This is a genomic window from Pirellulales bacterium (assembly GCA_036267355.1).
In the GTDB taxonomy this organism is placed as follows: domain Bacteria; phylum Planctomycetota; class Planctomycetia; order Pirellulales; family DATAWG01; genus DATAWG01.
In genome coordinates, this window is sequence record DATAWG010000007.1 from 1 (window position 1) to 20,133 (window position 20,133).

Here is a 20,133-nt window from a genome sequence, read left to right on the forward strand (position 1 = left end):
GCGACAAAGCCGCATGCACATTGGATGACGCCGCGAGGCCGACCCCGCAACGGAGCGTTCCCTCGCTTACGCTTCGGACTAGTGTTGCGTCAACGCTGGATTTTGGAATGGTCAAACCACCTCGCCCGACGATTCGCCGCCCCCACCACCGCCTCACGATCCCAAATCTTTGGCGCGACACGAACCCGAAGCGTTAGCGAGGGAGCGCCGCAACGGCGGCATCGTCTCGCTGCAGGCGGCAAAGCCGCATGCACATTGAATGACGCCGCGAGGCCGACCCCGCAACGGAGCGTTCCCTCGCTTACGCTTCGGACTAGTGTTGCGTCAACGCTGGATTTTGGGAGGTCAAACCACCTCGCCCGACGATTCGCCGCCCCCCCACCGCCTCACGATCCCAAATCTTTGGCGCGACACAAACCCGAAGCGTTAGCGAGGGAGCGCCGCAACGGCGGCATCGTCTCGCTGCAGGCGGCAAAGCCGCATGCACATTGAATGACGCCGTGAGGCCGACCCCGCAACGGAGCGCTCCCTCGCTTACGCTTCGCGCCTAGTGCACGCGTGCGGTATCGCTAAATCACCTCGCCCGACGATTCGCCGGTACGACGCAATTGGGCCGGAATGGAAGCGGCGGCCAGAGATCTCCCCCGTGGAAAAAGACAGTTGGAAGGGATAGACTAGCTCGTCGGAGATCGAGGACTGGCGACGGGAGGCCGCTTGGTGAAATTGGCAGACACGCAAGACTTAGGATCTTGTGCCGAAAGGCGTCGGGGTTCGAGTCCCCGAGCGGCTAGTTGTAGTAGCGTCAACTATCGTAGAATGCTGGTTTTCCCGTGAAAAACCGCGATTAGCGCTTTGCGGTAAATGCTGTTTATCATGCGAAATGCTGAATTCTGGCCCCGATTCTGGCCCCGAATTAAATGCCGATGCCGTTGCGAAATGCTTGTCAGTTACTTGAAGGTAATGCTTCTTAGCAATCGCCTCTGAATTGCCGAGCCACGCGCAGACAACGTGAATCGGGAACGTCTCTGCTAGCTCTGTCTCGCGAGTGCTTCGGAGGTTTTGAAACAGCTTCGGCCAGGGCGTCAGGCCAGCGCGGCGTATGATCTTCTCGAATGTCGTTCGCAGGTTTTGCGTCGGTGCCCGGTATCGCGTAATCACGAATTCCGTTCCTTCCGGCGATGCCTCCCAAACGGCTTCCAGGTGCGGGCGCAATTCAGGGAAGATCGGAATCATTCTCGATTCCTTGCCATCGTGATGTTCAGTTTTCGGCGACGTAATCCGGATGCGATTCGTCGCCCAATCCACGTCGGACCATTTCAACAATAGATGCTCGGACGGGCAGCGCAGGCCGCCAAATCGACTGAGGGCGAAGATTAACCGCCATTGCGCGTCAGGACAGGCCTCGATAACTTTTGCGGCCTCGTCGCGGGTAACGAAGTACATTCGACTTTCGTTCCCCTTAACCTTAATGCCCTTCATTTCGCCAAATGGATTGCTTGCGAGAACACGACGTTTGAAAGCCACGCGAAAAAATTGCCGGGCGCGGCCGCATCGTCGCCGCACTGTGTTCGGAGCCAACCCGAGGCCGCCGTTCTCTTTTGAATTAGAGAGCCAAGCGCGGAAATCGTCGGCGCAGGCCTCCGTCACATCGGCTAACGGTTTGTTCGCTCCGAAGAACGCCGTCAGATTGTCGCGAACGAGGCCGAACTGTTGCTTCGTGCTATACTTCACTTCCACGCGCTTAGCCAAATACGACTCAATGAACGGTCCTAGCGTTTCGCATTTCGCGTGATCGCGCCGCGGGGCGAGGCCGGCGGCGGCCAGCTTGTCGTACAGGGGCCGGTCAAGGTCGCGCAGCCAAACGGCGGTTTCGGTGTCGATGCCGATCTTGGCGATCGCAGCGCCGTTCAAAGTCTTCACCTTCGATCGTATCTCTTCGGCCGTCTTTTTTCCTTGCTTGCCGAGACAGATTTTAACCCGGCGACGATCCGCGTTGAAAAATCGAATCGTCCGGTTGCCCTTTGCGTCGGTCGATAGACTGGCCATGATTCACTTTCCCTTTCGTTTGCGGTTCGGCGGCCGTTGTTTCTTGCCGTTCGATTCGAGGCTGAGCCCCAGATATGCGCACAGCGCGCTAAAATTAGCCAGTGACATTTCGTGCTTCGACCGCGCGAACCGGCTCAACATCGACTTATCGAGGCCCGTGTCTTTTGAGATTCGATATTGGCTAACGTCAGCGTTTAGAATCGCGTGGCGTGCCTGGTCAATAACATTCGTCGGCTGTTTCATTCCGCCAGCTTAGCAAATGGTGGTCGTCACGTCAATCAAAGGTTACTGAGTCCTGGGCGCAACCTTATGTCCGCCGATCCAGGCCAAAATGTCTGAACGATCGAACCGCACGATTTTCTTGGCGAACCGCACACATGGTAAATCGCCCCGCTTGGCCATCGCCCAAACTGTTTGCTCCGAAATAGCGAGCATCTTGGCGGTCGCCTTTGCACCGATCAGTGGCTCCGGCGCTTTCGGCGCAAGCGTCCGCTCGGCCGGTTCGTAAAACCGCTTGATGTCTTGTACCGTCCGCGGACAAAGACTATCGCCGGCCACTAGCCCCGCTGCTTTCGCTCGTGCCACCATCGCGTGAATCTCCAAAAGGGTTCGGTTGATTGCCCGCGGCAACGTGCCGAGAGCATTAAGGAATCGGGCCGCCGATCCTGTCCGGACCGGTTGGCCGAACCGGTCGCCGACGCGGCCGACGTTCGACCACTGGGCCAGGTCGATGCAGCGCATGGACGCGCCGGGTTCGCGGCCTGGCGTCGAGGGCGTCGACCAGCTCGGATAGAGTCGGTCCGGTTGTAACGGCAAACGGCCAATCGGTTGGCCTGGTTGCTTCACTCATCGGTTTGGCCTCGCTCATGGGTCGAAACGGCTTCGCCAGAGGCCCGCTACGGCGTTGCAAGGCCATTGTATGACTGCTGACACATTGGCCGGTGTAATGCGTGTCCGATGATCCTGGGCGATTATGAAGGATGCTATATTTTGCCGGCATAATCGCCACCCCGCTGGCTTTGTAAAAACGACTTCCCGGCGTTTGTAAAAAAGGGAAGGCACTCGCGTACCCCGTTTGTTCCCATGCCCAGCACGGCCGCGCGTCTCGAAAAGGGACCCGTTAAGCGGAAAATCTATTAGAATCGGGCGATTAACGGTTGGCGGTGGCCTGCCAATTCTGGCCATCCAAGTTGGCCCATGCTCGCATCCTAGCTGCAAGGCTTATGCGTAGCCTGCTGTGTGCCGACATTGCAGTACGCGCCCGTCTGCAATGCCGGTGGGGTGTCTCAATCGGATGGCTAATGGCCGAACAATCCCCGGCCGAGTCGATCGCGCCCGGCAATCCATCATTGGGCCATCGACCGCAAGCGAGCGACGGCAGCCAGGTTGACCGGCCGCGTCATGCCGACACGGCTGGCGTCACGTCGCGTTGGCCGGCGGTTGCAATCCCTACATCGTTCGTCGGACCATCGTTACCGGCCGGGGTGGTCAGATCACTGCGAACAAGCAATCGCCAAGAAACACGACGAATGAATCGGACTGCGCATCGGCCGGCTTTGATTCGATGGCGTATCGCTCTTCGACTTCGCTCGGCTCGTACCAATGGAGCGTCGTAAGGAGAGAAAGATACAGGAACTTCTTGCGGACCAAACCCGACTCAACTAGCCGCTCGAGAATGCCCGGCGAAAGTGATTCGAGTTGATCGCCGTAGACGGAAGCCAATGACGCGAAGCTTGTGGTTCGACCGGCATCAACCAGGCAATTGAAAACGTCGCGCCCGTCTGCCGTGAGACGCTCCCATTCCACGGCAAATTTCGCTCGCGAGATCGGCGCATCGTCGGGCATTGCGTCCAAATCCCAAACGCGATCGCGTTTGCATATCACGCGGTCGGCAACGGAATCGTACACTTGACGGTCAGGCTTTTGGCCCATGTCTTTATCTCCAATTGGTTAGAAAAATGGTTGTGACAATTATTCTGATTCGTTTGTCATACTCGTGAAACTTAGCCTTTAGAGTCTTTTGGCGGATTCACCCGTACAGCAGCAGTACGGCTTTTGCCCTCGGGGTTTGTGCAACCGGTCAGCAGCAGTACGGACGGCTCTCTATAAGAGAGAGCCGTACCGCTGCTGCTCATGCCACCGGTACGAAAAACCGTACCGCTTCTCCGTACCGCTGTACTGTTGACTAAACCGCAAGCTGAAAAGCATCGTGCAGCCTGCCATTTTTATTTTTGAATGCCGCTACAATCGTTCCATTCGTCAATAGTTCGGAAAGTGTTTCCTCGAACCGTTGTCCATTTATGCCGGTGCGTATCCTGATTGCGGTCTTCGTTTCCGGACCGATCTCGCGCACCGCTTCGATAATCCTTTGCCGCCGATCGGCTTCCGCATCGCCATCCCGAATCGACTTTGCCAGTTCTTTACCGGCTTGCTCAGCTTTCCGGCCCTCTGTCGCGCCGACCACTGACACATCCCATTGACGGCCGCCTGGATCGCTCGGTTTGCCTTCTGTTACGTCAAGATGCCAGAGCCCAGCGTGCCCGGCGGACCCGCCAGCATTCAGCCAGAGCCAATGGCGGCCGAGGCCAGAATCCCATTCCTTGCGCGCGCCGAGCAAGAGCCAGAATCGCGCCCATTCGGCAAAGCCGGCCATTGATAGTTCGCTCAATTCCGGCGGGTCGAAGTTTCCGAGAGCATGGCCGCGGCCTTTTCGTGCATGATGGAATAGCAGGATCGAACATCCCGTGTCTTCAATCAACTTTGTCAGCGGAGAGAGAATCGAACCCATGCTAAAAAGATTGGCGGACGAATCCCCAATGTCGAGCATAGCCATGTAGGTCGGATCGACTCCAAGCACTTCAAGATTCTTTTCCTCGATTACGCGGCGCATCTCGTCGAGGTGCGTTACCAAAGCCAGCCGCGGCGACGCCGTTGACCAAACGAGATTGGAAATACCGGCCAACTCAATCCCTTTCGACTTTGCAATCGCAATACCGCGCTCTTTCAGTGTTGGCCAACCTGATTCAGCCGACATTAGCCCAGCCGCGACGGGCCGCGATACGTTGAATCGGCCGAGACAGTTACTCCCCGATGCGGCCGAAATCATGGCGTCGATACCGACCGACGTTTTCAGCGACTTCGACCGGCCGCCGATAATGCCGCCTTGTCGCGCCGGCACGAGGTCGTCGATCAGGTATTCAACCTTGTCGTCGCTTGCCGCTAATTCCGCGGAAGTGCGCCATTCAAAGTTGGGCCGATCATTCGCCCCGGTTTTCTCCGCGCCGATTATCTTTCCAGGCTCGTAGCGCTCCAAGCTTCGCGCAATTTTTTCGACCTGCGCGTCGTCAAGCGGCGGCCGGCACCGTTTTTGGTTTACGACTTTGAGCGCGGCCGCGATGGCGTCTTGATCCAAGCCGACGTATCGCATACGGCCGCCGATGCGCGTCAATTCATCGTCGCGGCCACCTTCGAGGATCGGAGCGGCCGGGCCGTGTTGGTTGGCGTCGAATCCGCTCAGATTTCCAGCCGTCGCAATCGTCGGCTTGCCAGCCGCGTCGAGCAACTCGATCAGCCAGGCCGGTGGCAACGGCAGCTTGTCCGGTTCACAACCGAGAGCGTTTTGCCATTGATACGATTTGCCGTTGACTATGCTCGGCGCGACGACGATGTAGCCGCCGGTTGTGCGAATATCGGCCGCTGCGGCCAGCTTGCCGGCACTGAGAATGAATTGTTTGCCGTCAGGCAATTTGAAAACAAAATGTTTCCCGCGCGGCGTTAGCGCGAATGGCCCATCGGTCAATCCGAGAAGTCGTTCGGAACCGGGCCACGGATTCGCCGAGCCGTCTTTCAGCGGGTCGATGTCGAGGATCAAAAGCCCGGCGGCGCTCATCGCCAGGTTGCAATTGGCGGGCGCAGCGGCGAACATCCGCTCGATGGCGTCAGGATCGGTCGAAGCGTCTTTGAATCCGCTCGTTCCACGCAGCGGTATTTTGTCGCCCGGCGCGCACGGAAAAACGGCATAGCCAAGATCGGCGAGTCTCAGAGCTTCGGCGAGTGTCGCATTCATCGTGCAAATCCTGAAAACAAAAAATGCCGGCAACGACCGCCGCTGTGCTGGGGCACAAACGACGATCGGGCCGGCAAGTAAAAATGCGTCGGCAGCGATCCCAGTCGGCTGCGACGAACGTATGTATCAAAAAGCCAGCGTGCCGCAGATCGGTGGAGATCGACCAAACGGACACGCTGGCAGCTCAGCGGAGCTGCTGCCGGGAGGCGGCCGGCAAAGCTCAACGCGAGCGATTCGCCACGGATGCCGGCGGAAGCGCACCAACCGGCCGAGCCGGACGGCCGTTAGCTTGCCGGCCGCTTTTGGTTCGGCGTGCAGGGAAAAACGGCATAGCCCAGCGTGGCAAGTTGTATGGCTTCGTCGATCGTCGTCATTGGATGTTCCATCGGGAAACGAAAAAGCCGATAGACCGTGTTTGTAGGTGCGGGCTACAAAGCAACGGTCGTCGGCCAAGTAAGAATCTCGACTGCATCCCCACGATGGCAGCCGATCGAATGGTATTTCAAAAGGCCCGCGCATCGCCGATCGCGGAAGGGGAAACCGCAACCGGACGACGCGCGAGCGCAGCCCGCGGAACTAATGCGCCGAGTCTGAGCGGCGCAGCTTCAACGCGGGCCGATCGCAATGGCTTTCACCCAGCGACGAGCGGGGCCGTCGATTCGCCAGCAGGACTCAGGCGAAGCGACTGACCATTGCGGACGCAATGCTAGACCGAAAGATTCATGGCCTTCGCCTTGACCGCGGCAAATCGTTCTTTGGCCTTTTCGATTACTGCCGCGTTGCTCTGCCTTGCCTCCATTAACGGAATCTCGCTCATTGCCTGCTCGGCGAGTGTCGCAAGGAAGACTTCCCGGTTGCGAATCAAGATATGCAGATCGATCGGAAACAAAGTGACGTTTCCGGCGATTTCAGACCTTGTTTCCGTCCATCCGCCGGCGACGAGGTATTCCGTCGCCTTCCGCTTGGCATTCTCGATTGCCGTCTTTGCGGCAGATTTTGCGATGTGAAAATCGACGTTAATGACTCGCGTGAAAAAGTGGCCCATTTCTTTGCGAAGGCTTAGTTCGCCGAGCAAGGCTTCGAGCTTACGATCGCGAACTTTCGCGACGGCTTTCGAATGGGCCGCGGTCCAATCGGAATCCGGCGTGTCTTTCAATTCGGCCGACGCCTCGGCGATCGAATCGCATTCGGTATTATGCGCCTCGATCTTCTCGACTAATGCGGCTTGCACGGTTGCGGTTTCGGCTGTAAGCGGAAATGGGACATTCAGACTGTTGATAATCGACATCCAGCGGGTTCCTTTTGGAAAACGGAAAGAAAGAAAATGGGTGCGATGCTTTAACGATTGTCTACTTGGCGTTGCCCGGCAGCTTGATCGATGCGGCAAAGGTGGCGACTGCATCGATTATTGGCCATCCGGCGTCCCGCGGCGCGTCGTTTTTCACATGATTGCTCGGCGGAGTCGAAAGCTTGCTCGCAAAGGCCGTCGACATCGCGGCCGTAAGTTGTTTCAAGCCGCTGGCCGGCTGCTTGAACATTTGCGTCGCCAAATCAGGTGACTTTGGCTTGGCGAACTTGGCAACACCGTCTCGATTGAAAAGCCCGTTCGGATTAGAGGCCGGGTCGTCAACCAGATCGACGGCGGCCAGCGATTGCAACCTTACATGCGGGAAATTGTTCACGTTCGCGGCGTCCGGGCTGCGGAAGCCGTAGCTTCCGCCAAATTTCGCCATGAATGCTTGCTCGGCGTCATAGTCACGCTGAAACGCCAGCGACGCACCGAATGCAGCAGGATCGCTTTCGGCTAAGTCCATCACATAGCCGGCGAGGTCCCCGTCCGGCGTGTTGTGGGCAGGCTCCGCGAAATGCTCATCGGCTCGGACCGTATCACCGTCGATCGAGGCATTCTTGGCGCGTCCGAGGAATTTGCCGAGTGCGTCGCCAATCGGGGTCGGGTGTGTGAACCGTGATTTCACGCCAGCCGGAGCGCTATTGATTGCCGCGGCGGCCTGCCCGAGGAACGTCGCATCGATCCAAAGGCCTTGCCCCTTCACTTCACCGATCGTGCAAGCCGCGATGCCCCGAATCAAGCCCGCCCCGTAGTCGCCGCCGTTCCGGTCAACGGGCGAACCGATTGCCGAGATGCCGCTAGAAACAGCGGTGCGGAAAAGTTGTGTCCGGCTATTATGCGCCGTTGGCACAACGAAATGCGTTTGCGGCTGACGGTTCAAGAGCGGCGACGAAAAAACATCTTCAATTGACTCGTTAAGCGACGCCAGGTGATTAAGTTCCATTTGATTCCTCGGTTTCAGGTTGATGGATTCGCAAACCGTGCGGATTGTCGCGACGGAGCTTTGTTAGAATTTCCATCGGTTCAACTTGCTTCGCCGATTTCGATTCGATCGCCGCGGGCTTACATGCCGACGCTGGCATTCCAGGCATGATGCCGTTCGCGAGAATGGCCGTCTTGGTCGTGGCGTCTTCGATTGCGATTCCGTTGGGCAAGATTGAAGCCAGCTCAGCGCCATCTTGCAAAAGCAGCGAGGACGTTACGCCGGCAGTGAGGCGGAAATTATTCCCTTGTACATTGCCGATGATGTACGGCGCGGCATTCAAAACCGAGAGCCCGATTGACGAAAAGCCTTCGCGCTCGATTTCAATCCGGCCCGGTTCGATTCGCGTGCAATCGCCACCGTTAACCAATTCGAGCCGGTCCAGGCGAAGCGTCCGCGGATGCCTGGAAACGAGCGCGACGACGGCGACGCACAGCGCGACGGTCGAAAGAAAGATTGCCATAGGACGGTTCCAGGGTTGTGGTGTCCGGTCGCTTAGTGAAATTGGAGATTCTCGTTTTGCTGCCGCCAGTGATTATGTGCGGCCGTCTTTCGGTCGATCGACGAGAGGTGATGGACCATTTTTTGCTGTAAGTTCGTACCACCGAGTTGCCGTCCGGCGGTGGCTCCGGCGAACGTGCCGCCGACGACTGATTTCATCGTGTAAATCAATTCGTCTTGCACTTTCTTGACTGGTACTCCGCCGGCTGATTCACCGGGGCGATAGCCGGTCGGGCTATGCCGCTCGTCCTCCGCGTGCTGAATCAGGCCGTCGCGCTTGACGATCAAATCCGTAATTTCCTGTTGCAGCGCCTTTTCCTTTTCGGCTCGCGCCTTTTGATGGGCGGCTAGCTCGGCATCCTTGCTTTCCTTCAACGCGGCTAGCGTGCCGACGCGATCGCGTTCGATCCGATCCAGCTCGGCCTTGCGCTTGGCCTCGCGCTGGGCGATGGCCGCATTCTGCCGATCTTGCACGGCTTGTTTTTTGGCATCCGTGTCGCTGTCTATCTTATTGACCTCGGCATCGACGTTGATGTCTTTGTCGAACAGGCCCTTTAATCGGACCCATGCCTTTTGCACGAAACCGACGGCACTGAACCAGGCTTTTTGAATGAAGCCGGTGAACACGGACCACGAATCGCAGAGGAAGCCGATCGTCTCTTGCCAGGCGGCTTGCAAGCCGGCCCAGGCCTCGGTGAACACGCCGGCCGTGAAATAGACGGCCTTCGTCCAGGCGTCTTGAAACATGCCGGTGAATTCGATCCACTGCGTGTCAAGAAAATTGATGCCGCGAGTCCATTCGAGCTTTAGAGTTGTCCAAAGAATCTGAGCGGCGAGCTTGAAGTCGCCGGCGGCAAGCGCGTCTTTGATGCCGCCGAACGCCGTCACGGCATCGCCTTTCAGCGTGTCGAATGCGCCGCCCAAAAACTTGCACGCACTGGCCGCCGCACCCGTCTTGACGGCGATCGTGGCACCGAGGCCTACCACGGCCGCGACGACGAGGCCGACCGGGGAGAGAATCGCGCCGACGGCCGCAACCACCATGCCGATCGCGGAAGCCGCGACGCCCAATAACGTGCCCAGGAAGCTGAGAGCCGTTGCAAGTCCGCCGCAAACTGCGGCCGCGGAAGTAAACAGCGTGCCAATGACAACCAGGGCGGCACCGGCGGCCATAATGCCGGCGACGATCTTCGCGGCCCAAACGACGACTTCTTTGTGGGCCTTGATCCATTTGGAAGCGACCGTCAACCAGCCGGACACCTTTGCGCCCAATTCCTCGAGCGCAGGAACCAGTGCTGAGCCGATGTTGAACGCGCCCATCTTTACCTGGTCCCACAGGCTCGAAAAGCGCTGGGCGAGCGAGACGGCCGCATCGGCATCCTTGCCGCTCATCGTCAGGCCCAGCCGATCGGCCTCGGCCCGGAGCCGCTGGATGCCCTTCGCACCTTCCAGCATCAGCGGCGCGAGGCCCATGCCTTCGCGGCCGAAGATGTCCATCAACATGGCCGCGCGCTTGGCCGGGTCCTGCACCTTAGTTAGCGCGTCGGCGAGTGCCTCGAATTGCTTGTCGGGCGAGAGGTTTCGCAGGTTGTTGATATTGACGCCCAGCATCGCGAAGCTGGTGATCGCGGCATTGTTGCCTTGCAGCGCTTCGCCGAGCTTCTGTTGCATTTTCCGCAAGCCCATTTCCAGGCCGTCCATCTCGACGCCGGAGTCTTTGGCGGCGTAGGCCAACTGGCTGAGCGCCTCCACCTGGACACCGGTAGCCGTCGATGCGCGTTGCATCTCGGCACCCATCGAGGCAAAGACACCGACCGAGGCCGCGAGCGGCGCTTCGAGGGCGGCACCGAGGCCTGAAAGCTTCAGGCCGATCCCGCGGATCGACTCGCCAAAGGCCTTGAGCTTGCCTTTCCAGGCGCGCAGGCCCTTGGTGAGCTTGCCGTCTTTCAACGTCAGCTCGTAGTAGGCTGCGCCGGCTTTGATTCCCGAGGAGGATGGCATATTAAAACTCACGAATGAGAAAAATGATTTTGAAAAGTCGCGGCGTCGATCAGCGGGAATCGCGTCAGCTCCCAATGCCGATCGTGGTGAAATCGCCTTCGTAATAGACCTGCTCGACGTAGGCGGCGATCGGTTTCTTGACCATCATCAACGGCACGGCGTCCGGGTCTTTCGCGTCGGTGTACTGAATCCACAAATACTGCCAACCCTGCTGGCTAATGCCAGTGAAGGGGCCGATCGTCTGACTCGATAAGCCCGGCCGCACTTGGAACTTGTACGTGATTTCCCAATCATCGAGGCCGCGTTGCGTGCCGCTCGCACCGAGGAATAAGACACTTCCCTCGGCATAGCCTCGCCACGTCGAATCATTCACCTTGCCGCAGACGTTCGATAGCGCGGCTTGATAGGTGCTGTTGACGCTCGCGACCGGCAAATAATGTGTCTCGGAAAACGCAAATGTCGCCGCGAAAATATCGCAGCCCTCAATTCCGTCAGACGTGACGCCAATCGCCCCGTTGTGGTTCGGGGCGGTCGTAATGCCGCCGGCGGTGTTCGGGTACTTGTGGACCGTTGAGATGCTTTGCGTGGCCTTGACGGTCGTCGTGCCGATTTCGAAGTTGTAGGTCGAGTCGTTCGGATTCTTGGGTTCGCGATTCGCGTAATGAACCGTCAACAGCCAAAATCCAGCCCCCAGCGGCTCCATATCGTACCCCTGGAAAATCAGGTTGTACGTGGTCGCATACGAGCCGGAATAGGTGTCGCCGTAGGCCTGGACCTCGGTGTCGTCGTCGCTGTCGGTCGGCGAACAAGAGAGCAGCACCTTGAGGTCGGCTTTCTTGTTTTGCCAACCGATCGAGGCGTTGCGTGAATCCCACTTTTCGCCGATGAGAGCTATGGACATTGCGTGGTTCCAAAGGGATGCGCGGCGGAGAGACGGCGACGGATCGAGGCTAGTTGCGGCGCGGTTTTGCTTGCTTTTCGCGAGCATCTTCCGGCGACGAAACCGCAATCTCCGGCCCGCGCTGTCGGAGCGCGACAAGCCGGCCTGGATCGGCGAAGCCGGCGTCGCCGTCGATAAAAGCAAGCAACGCCGGCCTGCTTTTTTCGATCGTGATTTCGAAACTTTGATCGGGCGGAGCGGAAGGATTGGCCACGATGCTTTGCCTTTCGAGATAAATGGGAGCCGGTTCAAGCCGGCGGGAAATACAGATCGGGCGGAGTGCCGACGATCGCGACTTGGCGGATTGTGTTTCCGCCGCATCCGATCTTGCGAACCGCCCCGGCAATTGACACGTCGGGGCCAGCTATATCGGAGAGCTTCGAACCGGCCGGATACTCGACGTGTTCCAGGATCGTCAACGCAAGCAAACTTGCCGCCGCGGCCCTCGTGCATGATCTTGCGATCGGCGAACACGTCTAGCGCGCCAAAGGGGGCGTCACACGGTCGCTTGCAACGAGTATTGCGAATCGACCACCAGCGGAGAATTCGGCACCACGCCTACCGTCACAACGCTTTTGACTTGTCCTTGCCCGGCTGAGTACGTTTGCCGAATCGAGACGCCAGGGTTTGCGCTGTCGGTCCCGATGATCGAGGCAACGGACGAACCGGCCGGGCATTGGACGAATTCGACCAATTGCAGACAGGTCAACGTGGCGCTTTCGGTTGCGTACAATGCGGCGCGAGCGCTAAACAGTGCGACGGCATCGGCGGTAGCATTTGCGGCCGCTCCGGCTGTGAATATGGTGGACATTGGCTAACCTCGATTGCGTGAGCAGGTGTGTCGACCGCACGTCGGCCGATTAAAGAAGCGACCGCGACTATGCCGCGGCGGATGCGTGCCGTCGAAGGGTGAGAACTACGCGGCGATGGCCAGCACGTCGGACAGGCGGAAGCGCACCGAGCGCCCGATCCGCACGCGGGGCAACTTGCCGGCATCGGCCAGCCTACGGATCGTCGGCATCGAAACCTTCAACCGGACGGCAGCGCCCTCCGTCGTCAACAGCTCGGAATCGTCATGTTCCGTGCAACTGCTATTCATGGCATTCCCCTGATAATCAGGAAGGGACGGAAGAAAGCCGGCCCGGTGCGGACCGACTGTGAATTGCCTATACCCTAAGGAGAGCGCAAATCGGCGGATTTTCCGCAGCACGGGCCGCGGAGATTTTTTTGCGCCCGGCGATCGTCCGCCACTATAAAGAGAGGCCCAATAGGTAGTTTTTTCTCCGCACTACCGATTGCGGCAGCCGGCAGCGTTAAATCTATACCTAAGAAGAGCGCACGGAGCGCCGATTTTATGCAGCAGAATCCCGGCAGCCGGCGGCAAATCGCCGCGCGGCCGCGCTGCGTGTCATGCCCGTGGACCGTCTCTCATACGGCGAGTGTGTGCTGTTGCTCGTTGTAACGAACTTCGATCGCCCTCCGGCGATTATCAAATGGTCGGCCGCGGGTTTCGCCTGTGTGCCGGCAAGCGCGATTGCCTCGCATCGCCGCAGTTTCGCTTTTCAGTGTGCATACCTAAGAAGAGGCCACGAACGATGTCTTCGTAAAACTCTTTTGCGCCGTTTTACGACATATTCCGCGCTCAGCTCGATCAGCACCGAATTCATGCCGAGATAGTCGGCGACGCGCCCGACCGTGCAGCACGCGGCGCACGCCGTCGAACACGCGGACCGGTTTCGCCAAGAATTCGTCGAGCGTTTTTTCGCTGCCGAGTTCCAAATGCTTGTCGGGATGATCGGACGGCAGATACGAACGCAGCCGGATGGTTGATGCCGTCAGGCGGCCTTCACTGGATCGGCCGTTTCGCCAACCGGTCGATCAGCTTCAATGGCCGCTGCCAGTTTGGCCGCCCGCTTGGCGAGCCGATTAGCCTTCGTATCTCGGAAGGCTTTTTTGCGCTGGCCTTCGACCCAAGCATTCTTGGCAACTTCGATGCAAAGCATCGCCTGGGATGCTGATATTTGGAGCCCGTGGCAGGCGCGATTGCCGATGTTTATGGCAACCTGAATTTGCCGTTGTGTCTCGTACCGGAGTTGGTCAGCGACGCGCAGCGTCGCGAGAAGATATTTCACGCCACAGCGCGCCTCCTCTTCGCTCATTATTTGGCCGGTGGTTGGATTACGTGGCCAGCAATCGCGGAGGCGGCAAATGTCGATCAATGAACGCTCAATTGACGCTCTAGCCAAGCACCCGGCAGCGCGGGTGTAGCCCAATAAAATCAACTCGCGTGCCTGCTCTAACAGCACGATGGCCGATGGGCGCGCCTCATTATTCCACGGTTCCCGGTAACTGCTAATCGTCACAACACGCATTTGTTCGCTCATCGGGTGTACTCCAATGAAAAGCCCCGCACGCAATCTGGTACACCCGCAAGTCCCGAGGGAATCACGGCAGAAAGCGCGCGGGGTTGCTCGAAATCGCGAACATTTACGGGACCCACGGGTGTACGGGGCGGAGAATAGCAGGCGGACGAGTGGCTGGCAAGGGCGAACGGAGAGGCGATAGAAGAGGGATTCTTGGGATAAATCGCGCCGTCATGCCGTCATAGTTCCAAGGTGCGCCCCATGCGCCCTGAGACACTTTGCGGAAATAACTAAATCATCGCGGCAGCGCGCGAGATTTTCTTTCCAGCAACCGCGAGCGTGTAGAAAAACAGTGGGGCCAAACCACGAAAAAAGAGGAAACCGCAAATGAACCAGCGCGAGCTATTGAAGCCGTTCCCGAGGGAGACCGAGGTCGACCGCGTCGATCCAAAGGCCAAGCCGACGATGCTCACACTATTAGTCAAGCTCGTGGCTTGCGCAGCAGCCGCGGCGCAGCTACTGACGTGCGATTTTCGTGGCAGCGTTGAATGGCATTCGGCGGCGAGGTTCACAAACAGGCCACACGCCAGACCGCCCGTAGCCAGCGCAACAAAAAACCGGGCCGACGAGGGGCAGGATCGTCGGCCCGGCGAATAGCGGGCATTGCTGCCCGTTGACTAAATCGTAAATGGCGGTCGCGGCGGATTCAACCAGGCCGCGTAGATCGCTTGGCAGTGGCCGTCCGCCTCGGCGTCGCCGGCGGTGCCGCGGCGTCGACTATCGCACGAATGCCGGCCCGGAGGGCTTCCGGCAATGCGCCCCAGGCCGTAGCAATAGCGAGCAAATCCGCATCAGCGTCAGAAAATGGCCCCGATTCTGGCCCCGATGTTTCAGGATTCGCTATTTTCCCGCATAATTCGCATAGGGTTCGAGTCCCCGAGCGGCCACTTTGTGACGGAGCCGAAGCCAAGACTGGAGCAGGCCATTCGGTCGAGGCAGTCATCCTGACGCCTTCCAGCGAACCCGTCCCCGGCGCCGGGCGGCGGGAAGTTGGACAACCGAGCCCGGCCGTGTTATGCTCCGAATTCCCGCCTGTTTCACGCCCCGCCAGTGAGGATTTTCTCCCATGTCACGCTCCCCTTCGCGGTGGTGCGCCACCGTTGGTGTCGCTGTTTTCGCCGGTCTTGCTTCGTCGTTCATCGTTGCTCCGGCGGTTGCCGCGGATTCTCCGGCCACGGCGTCGCAATCGGACACGGCCGGCTCGCCCCCTTATCCGCGCTCCACGGTGCCCGCCAACGGTAAACCGATTCACTTCAAGAAAACGGTGCTCGACACCAAATTTCGCGGCGAAGGTGTGGCCGTCGGCGATTTCAATCACGACGGCAAGCTCGACATCGCTGCCGGCAATGTCTACTACGCGGCGCCGGATTGGAAGATGCATGTGATCTACGGCACGGCGCCGAAGGATTTCGATCCGCACGGCTATAGCGATGAATTTATCGCCTTTGCCGACGACGTGAACCACGACGGTTGGACCGACTACATCGTGATCGGTTTCCCCGGGACGGCGGCGTATTGGTATGAAAACCCGAAGGGCGCGCCCGGCCCTTGGAAGCAGCATTTGATCGGCCCGGTGGCGAGCACGGAGAGCCCGCAATACCTCGATATCGACGGCAATGGCCATAAGGCCCTGCTAATGGCCGTGTCCGAGGGCCAGATGGCGATCGTGCGCCCCGATCCGAGCGATCCGAACAAGCCGTGGATCAACGAAGCCGTCTCGGTCAAGCATGCGCCGGGAACCGATCGGTTTTCGCACGGCATCGGGGCTGGCTCGATCCGCAACAATGGCCGCAACGATGTGCTGATTCCGGCGGGCTGGTGGGAATCGCCGGCCGATAAGAGCGAGCATCCGTGGAAGTTTCACAAGGCCGACTTCGGCAACGTTGCCGCGCAGATGTATGTGTTCGACTTCAACGGCGACGGATTGAACGACGTGCTCACTTCCAGCCCGCACGACTACGGAATCTGGTGGCACGAGCAGCTCAAAGACGGCGGCTGGAAAACGCACGAAATCGACAAGACGTTTTCACAATCGCACAGCCTCGTGCTCGCCGATCTCACCGGCGACGGGCTGCCGGGATTTGTCACCGGCAAACGCTGGTGGGCGCACGGCCCGAATGGCGACAAAGGCGCCGGCGAGCCGCAGGTGCTCTATTGGTACGAACTGCAGCGGCACGACGGCAAGGCCGAGTTCGTCCGCCACGAGATCGACAACCACAGCGGCGTCGGCACGCAGTTTCAAGTGATCGATATCAACGGCGACGGCCTGTTGGATATCGTGATTGCGAACAAAGCCGGCGTGTTTCTTTTCGAGCAGTATCGCGACTGAGGGCATCGCGATTGGCGACGGCTCCGGGGCAATCGGATCAAGACTGCCCGGCTTCGCGGATCTGTTCGAGCGACTTGCCAAGTCGCTTGCGCGTTCCCGGGGCGGTGGCGATTGCGCCGGCCGTTTCGGTGCTTGTTGCCGTTTCGAGGGCGATGGTTTGGCGCAGCGTGGCCGCGAGATGTTCGCCCAGATCTTCGCCGGCTTGGCGATTGCCCAATTCGGTAACGGCGTCGGAGAAGCCCAGGAGCACGCTGCGGCGCACTCCTTCTCGGATGAATGCAAAGAAACCCATCGTTGATCCCTCGCGTTGTTTCTCTCGTGTTTGCCGCGAATGCCGGGCGGTTGCGCCGGCGAATGAAGCGGGCCGGAATGGTATCGCGACGCGGCCGAAGCGAAAAGAGCAATCCTTGGCTCGACGAATCCGCGCGAATGGGCCGAATCCGTAGCGGCCCGAATTTGCATTTGCGGCAATTCGCCTATTTCCCCGCAATTTCTAACCGCTCTTCCACTCCCGGAAATGCCGAGCGATTCGTGCGTCGAGATCGGAAATGCGGCTTTCGAGCCGTGTGCTGAGGCGGTCGGTGGGCTTGCGATCGCGAATGTCGCCGAGATAGCGGACCAGTTCGTCGTGCGCTTCCGGCGGGCCGTTGAGCAGGAAATGCACCCAAGCCCAAGAATTGCGATATTCGCTGATGCCCATTTGCCGCAGATCGCGCTTCTGCTCGAGCACCGACAGCTTGGTAAGCTGGCCGAGTTCGGCCTCGCGCCTGACGGTCTTCAGATACGGATGGCCGTCGATGCGCTTATCTCGCGGCATTTCGAAATACTTGGCCAGCCCTTCGTCGAGCCAGAGGGGCACTCGCGGGAGGCTGCCGTGCAACAGGGCATGTGTCGCTTCGTGGCGCAGATCGATCTCAAAATCGGGGCCGACCTGGGCAAACATTTCCCCCGGCCCGCGATCCTTGATATACATCGCCCGCCGGTACGGCACCTGCGGATAGCGCGAATTCAGATACTGCACATACGCATCCGGATACGCAAATAAATACAATTCGATCGGCTCGTGCGTCGGTTCGACTTCCAGCGCGCGAACCAGGTCCGACTGCAAATAAGCCAGATCGTCGAGCAGCGGTTGATACGGGTCGAGATGGAAATCGGCGTGGCAGTGAAACGGTTCGGCCAGCCGCTGGTCGACCCAATCCTCGGCCCGCAACAGCGACGCCGCGCCCGCGGCGGCAAAGAAAGCGAGAACCAAAGCCAAGCGGCATGGCAGCGGCAAGCGAAGTTTGCCATTGCCGAACGGTGAGCCGGCGTCGCGCATGCGATTCCATCCTTGGTGGCGGTCTCTTGGCACGGGCGACTGGCCCGCACCGCAATCGTTCCTTCGACCGGGCGGATGATAGCTGCTGCATTGGAAAAACGTCAAGCGGACTTTTGCTAGCGTCGGCGGTGGTATACTGACGTGCTCAAGATGAACTGGAAATTGAAGACGGTTTCGGCTGAAGACGGTTTTGGGTGCCATGCCCACCACCCTGAGTGGAACCTCCAGCGGCGTGCGTCCCTCGCTAACGCTTCGGGCTACAATGCAATCGCCGGTGTGCCACTGGCCAGCGCAGTCGGCCAGTGGGCATGTGGAGCGATCGAGAGCTTAGACCGAAACATGCCCATGTAAAACGGTGGGCATGGCACACGGCGGAAGTGATTTCGTCTGTCACGGATTCCCTCGCTAACGCTGCGGGCTTGTGTGCCGATCCGGCGAGTTTGAAGCAAAAAGATCGGGTTGTTTGAAAGCGAACGATGCGCGAACCGGAATTTATTTTTGTCACCTGCCAGATCGGCGCCGAAGCGGCGGTGAAGGGAGAACTTGCCCGCGATTGGCCGGGGCTGCGTTTTGCCTATTCGCGTCCAGGATTCTTGACGTTCAAACTCGCGGGAGAGCATGGAATCGACGATCGCTGTTTGCTCGGCTCGGTGTTTGTCCGCGCCGCGGCGCTGAGCTTGGGCAAAGCAACCGGAGAGACATTGAACGAGCGGGCCCGCAGCGTTTGGCAATTGTCGGCAGGCCACGCGATCGATCGGCTGCACGTTTGGCAGCGGGATCTGGTTTCGCCGGACCACCGCAGCGCGAAACAAGCGGAGCCGCCGCCGCTGGTGGCAGAAGTGCGCGATGCGATTCTACGCTCGGCGCCGTCGAACGTGAATGGCGATCCGAAGGCCGTGAGCGCCGGCTCGCCACTCCTCGATCGAACGCGTCCTGGCGACTTGGTGCTCGATTGCGTGCTGGTCGCGCCGGAGCAATGGTGGGTCGGATTGCACCGGGTTTCGGGCACGGCAAGTTGCTGGCCCGGCGGATTGTTTTGGGAGCCGTTGCCGCTCGACGCCGTCAGCCGGGCCTATTTGAAAATGGACGAAGCGCTGGCCTGGTCGGGCTTGCCCGTCGAGCGCGGGGATGTGTGTGTCGAGATCGGCAGCGCGCCTGGCGGGGCAAGCCAAGCGCTCTTGAACCGCGGTTTGCATGTGATCGGCATCGATCCGGCCGACATGGACCCGCGCGTCGTTTCGCATCCGCATTTCGAGCATTGGAAGAAACGTGGTGCCGACGTTCGCCGCCGCGAGTTCCGCAAAGTTCGCTGGCTGACCGCCGATATGAACGTCGCCCCGCGCTACACGCTCGACACCGTCGAAGCAATCGTCACACACCGCGAAGTCCACATCGAAGGGCTGCTGCTGACGCTCAAATTGATGGACGGCGCCCCGGCGCTCGCCGTGCCCGAGTATCTCGAGCGCGTGCGCTCGTGGGGATATTCGCAAGTCGCCGCCCGGCAATTGCACCACAATCGTCACGATTTCTGCCTGGCGGCGACGACCGGCCGCGTGCGGAAAAAAAAGGCCGTTACCGCTCGCGTGGTCAAAAGGCTCGGCAGAGCGGCCCGGCATCGATGACGAGAAGCGAAATCGCAAGCGAGCCGCAACCGCGAAGCCGGCTTGGATCACGGGAATTTCTTGCGGATTTGCCGCTCCGCCCAATTGATGACTCGCTCTGCGATCCGCACACCTCGCGCGTGTTGCGCCTTTGTCACCGGAGGGGAACGACCCGGATAACGCGCGATAACAGCATATCGGGTAAGTTGATCGGCCTGCAAGAGATACTTGGGCACCGAGACGCCCGCGTTTGCCAGCTCGGTCAGCAATCGTCCCAGGTCGTGGATGTATTGGAACTTTGCCTCGCGAAGAATGAAGACGGCTTTGATGGCCTTCTCTGTCTGGTGATCCACCCTGCATTGCGGGCAGGAAAAGTCGTGTATGTCGCGTAAGCGATTCGCTCCTCCCGATCCACGCGAGTGGTTACGCCGCGCCCAGCTCAATTCTCGAAACGTTTTGCCAGCGGCCGACTTCGAAGACTACTGTTCTGACGCCCAGCAGGCAGCCGGAATCGCATTTTCGACACGTGCGCGATCGAACTTGCCCCCCCTTGATGACCAATAGGCCAACGT

At 59.4% G+C, this 20,133-nt stretch carries 18 protein-coding genes and 1 tRNA gene; 3 read left to right on the forward strand and 16 right to left on the reverse strand.

The features are described from left to right. Positions 1 to 708: 708 nt before the first annotated feature. Positions 709 to 790: transfer RNA gene (locus VHX65_01485), tRNA-Leu, on the forward strand. Between the two features lie 1,541 nt (positions 791 to 2,331). On the opposite strand, the gene VHX65_01490 is transcribed toward VHX65_01485, so the two are convergent. The 13 genes from VHX65_01490 to VHX65_01550 all read right to left on the reverse strand — a co-directional run bounded on the left by VHX65_01490 (position 2,332) and on the right by VHX65_01550 (position 14,271). Then, positions 2,332 to 2,787, reverse strand: a complete 456-nt coding sequence (locus tag VHX65_01490) for a helix-turn-helix domain-containing protein (protein ID HEX3997200.1) — start codon at positions 2,785 to 2,787, stop codon at positions 2,332 to 2,334. A gap of 747 nt (positions 2,788 to 3,534) precedes the next feature. Then, the gene (locus VHX65_01495) at positions 3,535 to 3,978 is read right to left on the reverse strand and encodes a hypothetical protein (GenBank protein HEX3997201.1); all 444 of its coding nucleotides are present in this window, start codon (positions 3,976 to 3,978) and stop codon (positions 3,535 to 3,537) included. A gap of 253 nt (positions 3,979 to 4,231) precedes the next feature. Next, positions 4,232 to 6,112 carry a bifunctional DNA primase/polymerase gene (locus VHX65_01500; protein ID HEX3997202.1) on the reverse strand — a complete coding sequence of 627 codons (1,881 nt, stop codon included), beginning with the start codon at positions 6,110 to 6,112 and terminating at the stop codon, positions 4,232 to 4,234. A 706-nt stretch (positions 6,113 to 6,818) separates the two neighbouring features. Further along, entirely contained in the window at positions 6,819 to 7,400 is a 582-nt protein-coding gene (locus tag VHX65_01505) for a hypothetical protein (protein ID HEX3997203.1), read from the reverse strand. A gap of 61 nt (positions 7,401 to 7,461) precedes the next feature. Then, positions 7,462 to 8,406 (reverse strand): hypothetical protein, encoded by a 945-nt coding sequence (locus VHX65_01510; GenBank protein ID HEX3997204.1) that lies wholly within the window; start codon positions 8,404 to 8,406, stop codon positions 7,462 to 7,464. Beyond that, positions 8,396 to 8,908 carry a hypothetical protein gene (locus tag VHX65_01515; protein HEX3997205.1) on the reverse strand — a complete coding sequence of 171 codons (513 nt, stop codon included), beginning with the start codon at positions 8,906 to 8,908 and terminating at the stop codon, positions 8,396 to 8,398. The genes VHX65_01510 and VHX65_01515 overlap by 11 nt, the downstream gene beginning before the upstream one ends. A gap of 32 nt (positions 8,909 to 8,940) precedes the next feature. Then, the gene (locus VHX65_01520; GenBank protein HEX3997206.1) at positions 8,941 to 10,947 is read right to left on the reverse strand and encodes a hypothetical protein; all 2,007 of its coding nucleotides are present in this window, start codon (positions 10,945 to 10,947) and stop codon (positions 8,941 to 8,943) included. Positions 10,948 to 11,011: 64 nt separating this feature from the next. Next, positions 11,012 to 11,848 (reverse strand): hypothetical protein, encoded by an 837-nt coding sequence (locus VHX65_01525; protein HEX3997207.1) that lies wholly within the window; start codon positions 11,846 to 11,848, stop codon positions 11,012 to 11,014. A 49-nt stretch (positions 11,849 to 11,897) separates the two neighbouring features. Further along, the gene (locus tag VHX65_01530; protein HEX3997208.1) at positions 11,898 to 12,101 is read right to left on the reverse strand and encodes a hypothetical protein; all 204 of its coding nucleotides are present in this window, start codon (positions 12,099 to 12,101) and stop codon (positions 11,898 to 11,900) included. Positions 12,102 to 12,135: 34 nt separating this feature from the next. After that, positions 12,136 to 12,315: a hypothetical protein gene (locus tag VHX65_01535; protein HEX3997209.1), complete on the reverse strand. Its 180-nt coding sequence runs from the start codon at positions 12,313 to 12,315 to the stop codon at positions 12,136 to 12,138. A 68-nt stretch (positions 12,316 to 12,383) separates the two neighbouring features. Continuing rightward, a complete protein-coding gene (locus tag VHX65_01540; GenBank protein HEX3997210.1) occupies positions 12,384 to 12,698 on the reverse strand; it encodes a hypothetical protein in 315 nt (104 codons plus the stop codon). 105 nt (positions 12,699 to 12,803) lie between these two features. After that, positions 12,804 to 12,986: a helix-turn-helix domain-containing protein gene (locus tag VHX65_01545; GenBank protein ID HEX3997211.1), complete on the reverse strand. Its 183-nt coding sequence runs from the start codon at positions 12,984 to 12,986 to the stop codon at positions 12,804 to 12,806. 736 nt (positions 12,987 to 13,722) lie between these two features. Next, on the reverse strand, positions 13,723 to 14,271 hold the full coding sequence (locus VHX65_01550) for a hypothetical protein (GenBank protein HEX3997212.1): 549 nt from the start codon (positions 14,269 to 14,271) through the stop codon (positions 13,723 to 13,725). A gap of 1,105 nt (positions 14,272 to 15,376) precedes the next feature. On the opposite strand from VHX65_01550, the gene VHX65_01555 reads away from it, so the two are divergent. After that, complete coding sequence (locus tag VHX65_01555) at positions 15,377 to 16,639, forward strand: FG-GAP-like repeat-containing protein (GenBank protein HEX3997213.1); 1,263 nt, start codon at positions 15,377 to 15,379, stop codon at positions 16,637 to 16,639. 37 nt (positions 16,640 to 16,676) lie between these two features. Here VHX65_01555 and VHX65_01560 read toward each other — a convergent pair whose 3' ends face one another. Next, positions 16,677 to 16,931 carry a hypothetical protein gene (locus tag VHX65_01560; GenBank protein ID HEX3997214.1) on the reverse strand — a complete coding sequence of 85 codons (255 nt, stop codon included), beginning with the start codon at positions 16,929 to 16,931 and terminating at the stop codon, positions 16,677 to 16,679. A 201-nt stretch (positions 16,932 to 17,132) separates the two neighbouring features. Next, entirely contained in the window at positions 17,133 to 17,960 is an 828-nt protein-coding gene (locus tag VHX65_01565) for a DUF1570 domain-containing protein (GenBank protein HEX3997215.1), read from the reverse strand. A 476-nt stretch (positions 17,961 to 18,436) separates the two neighbouring features. Here VHX65_01565 and VHX65_01570 point away from each other — a divergent pair, with 476 nt between their 5' ends. Continuing rightward, positions 18,437 to 19,582: an SAM-dependent methyltransferase gene (locus VHX65_01570; GenBank protein HEX3997216.1), complete on the forward strand. Its 1,146-nt coding sequence runs from the start codon at positions 18,437 to 18,439 to the stop codon at positions 19,580 to 19,582. A 47-nt stretch (positions 19,583 to 19,629) separates the two neighbouring features. On the opposite strand, the gene VHX65_01575 is transcribed toward VHX65_01570, so the two are convergent. Further along, positions 19,630 to 19,914 carry a HEPN domain-containing protein gene (locus VHX65_01575; GenBank protein ID HEX3997217.1) on the reverse strand — a complete coding sequence of 95 codons (285 nt, stop codon included), beginning with the start codon at positions 19,912 to 19,914 and terminating at the stop codon, positions 19,630 to 19,632. Between the last annotated feature and the right edge of the window lie 219 nt (positions 19,915 to 20,133).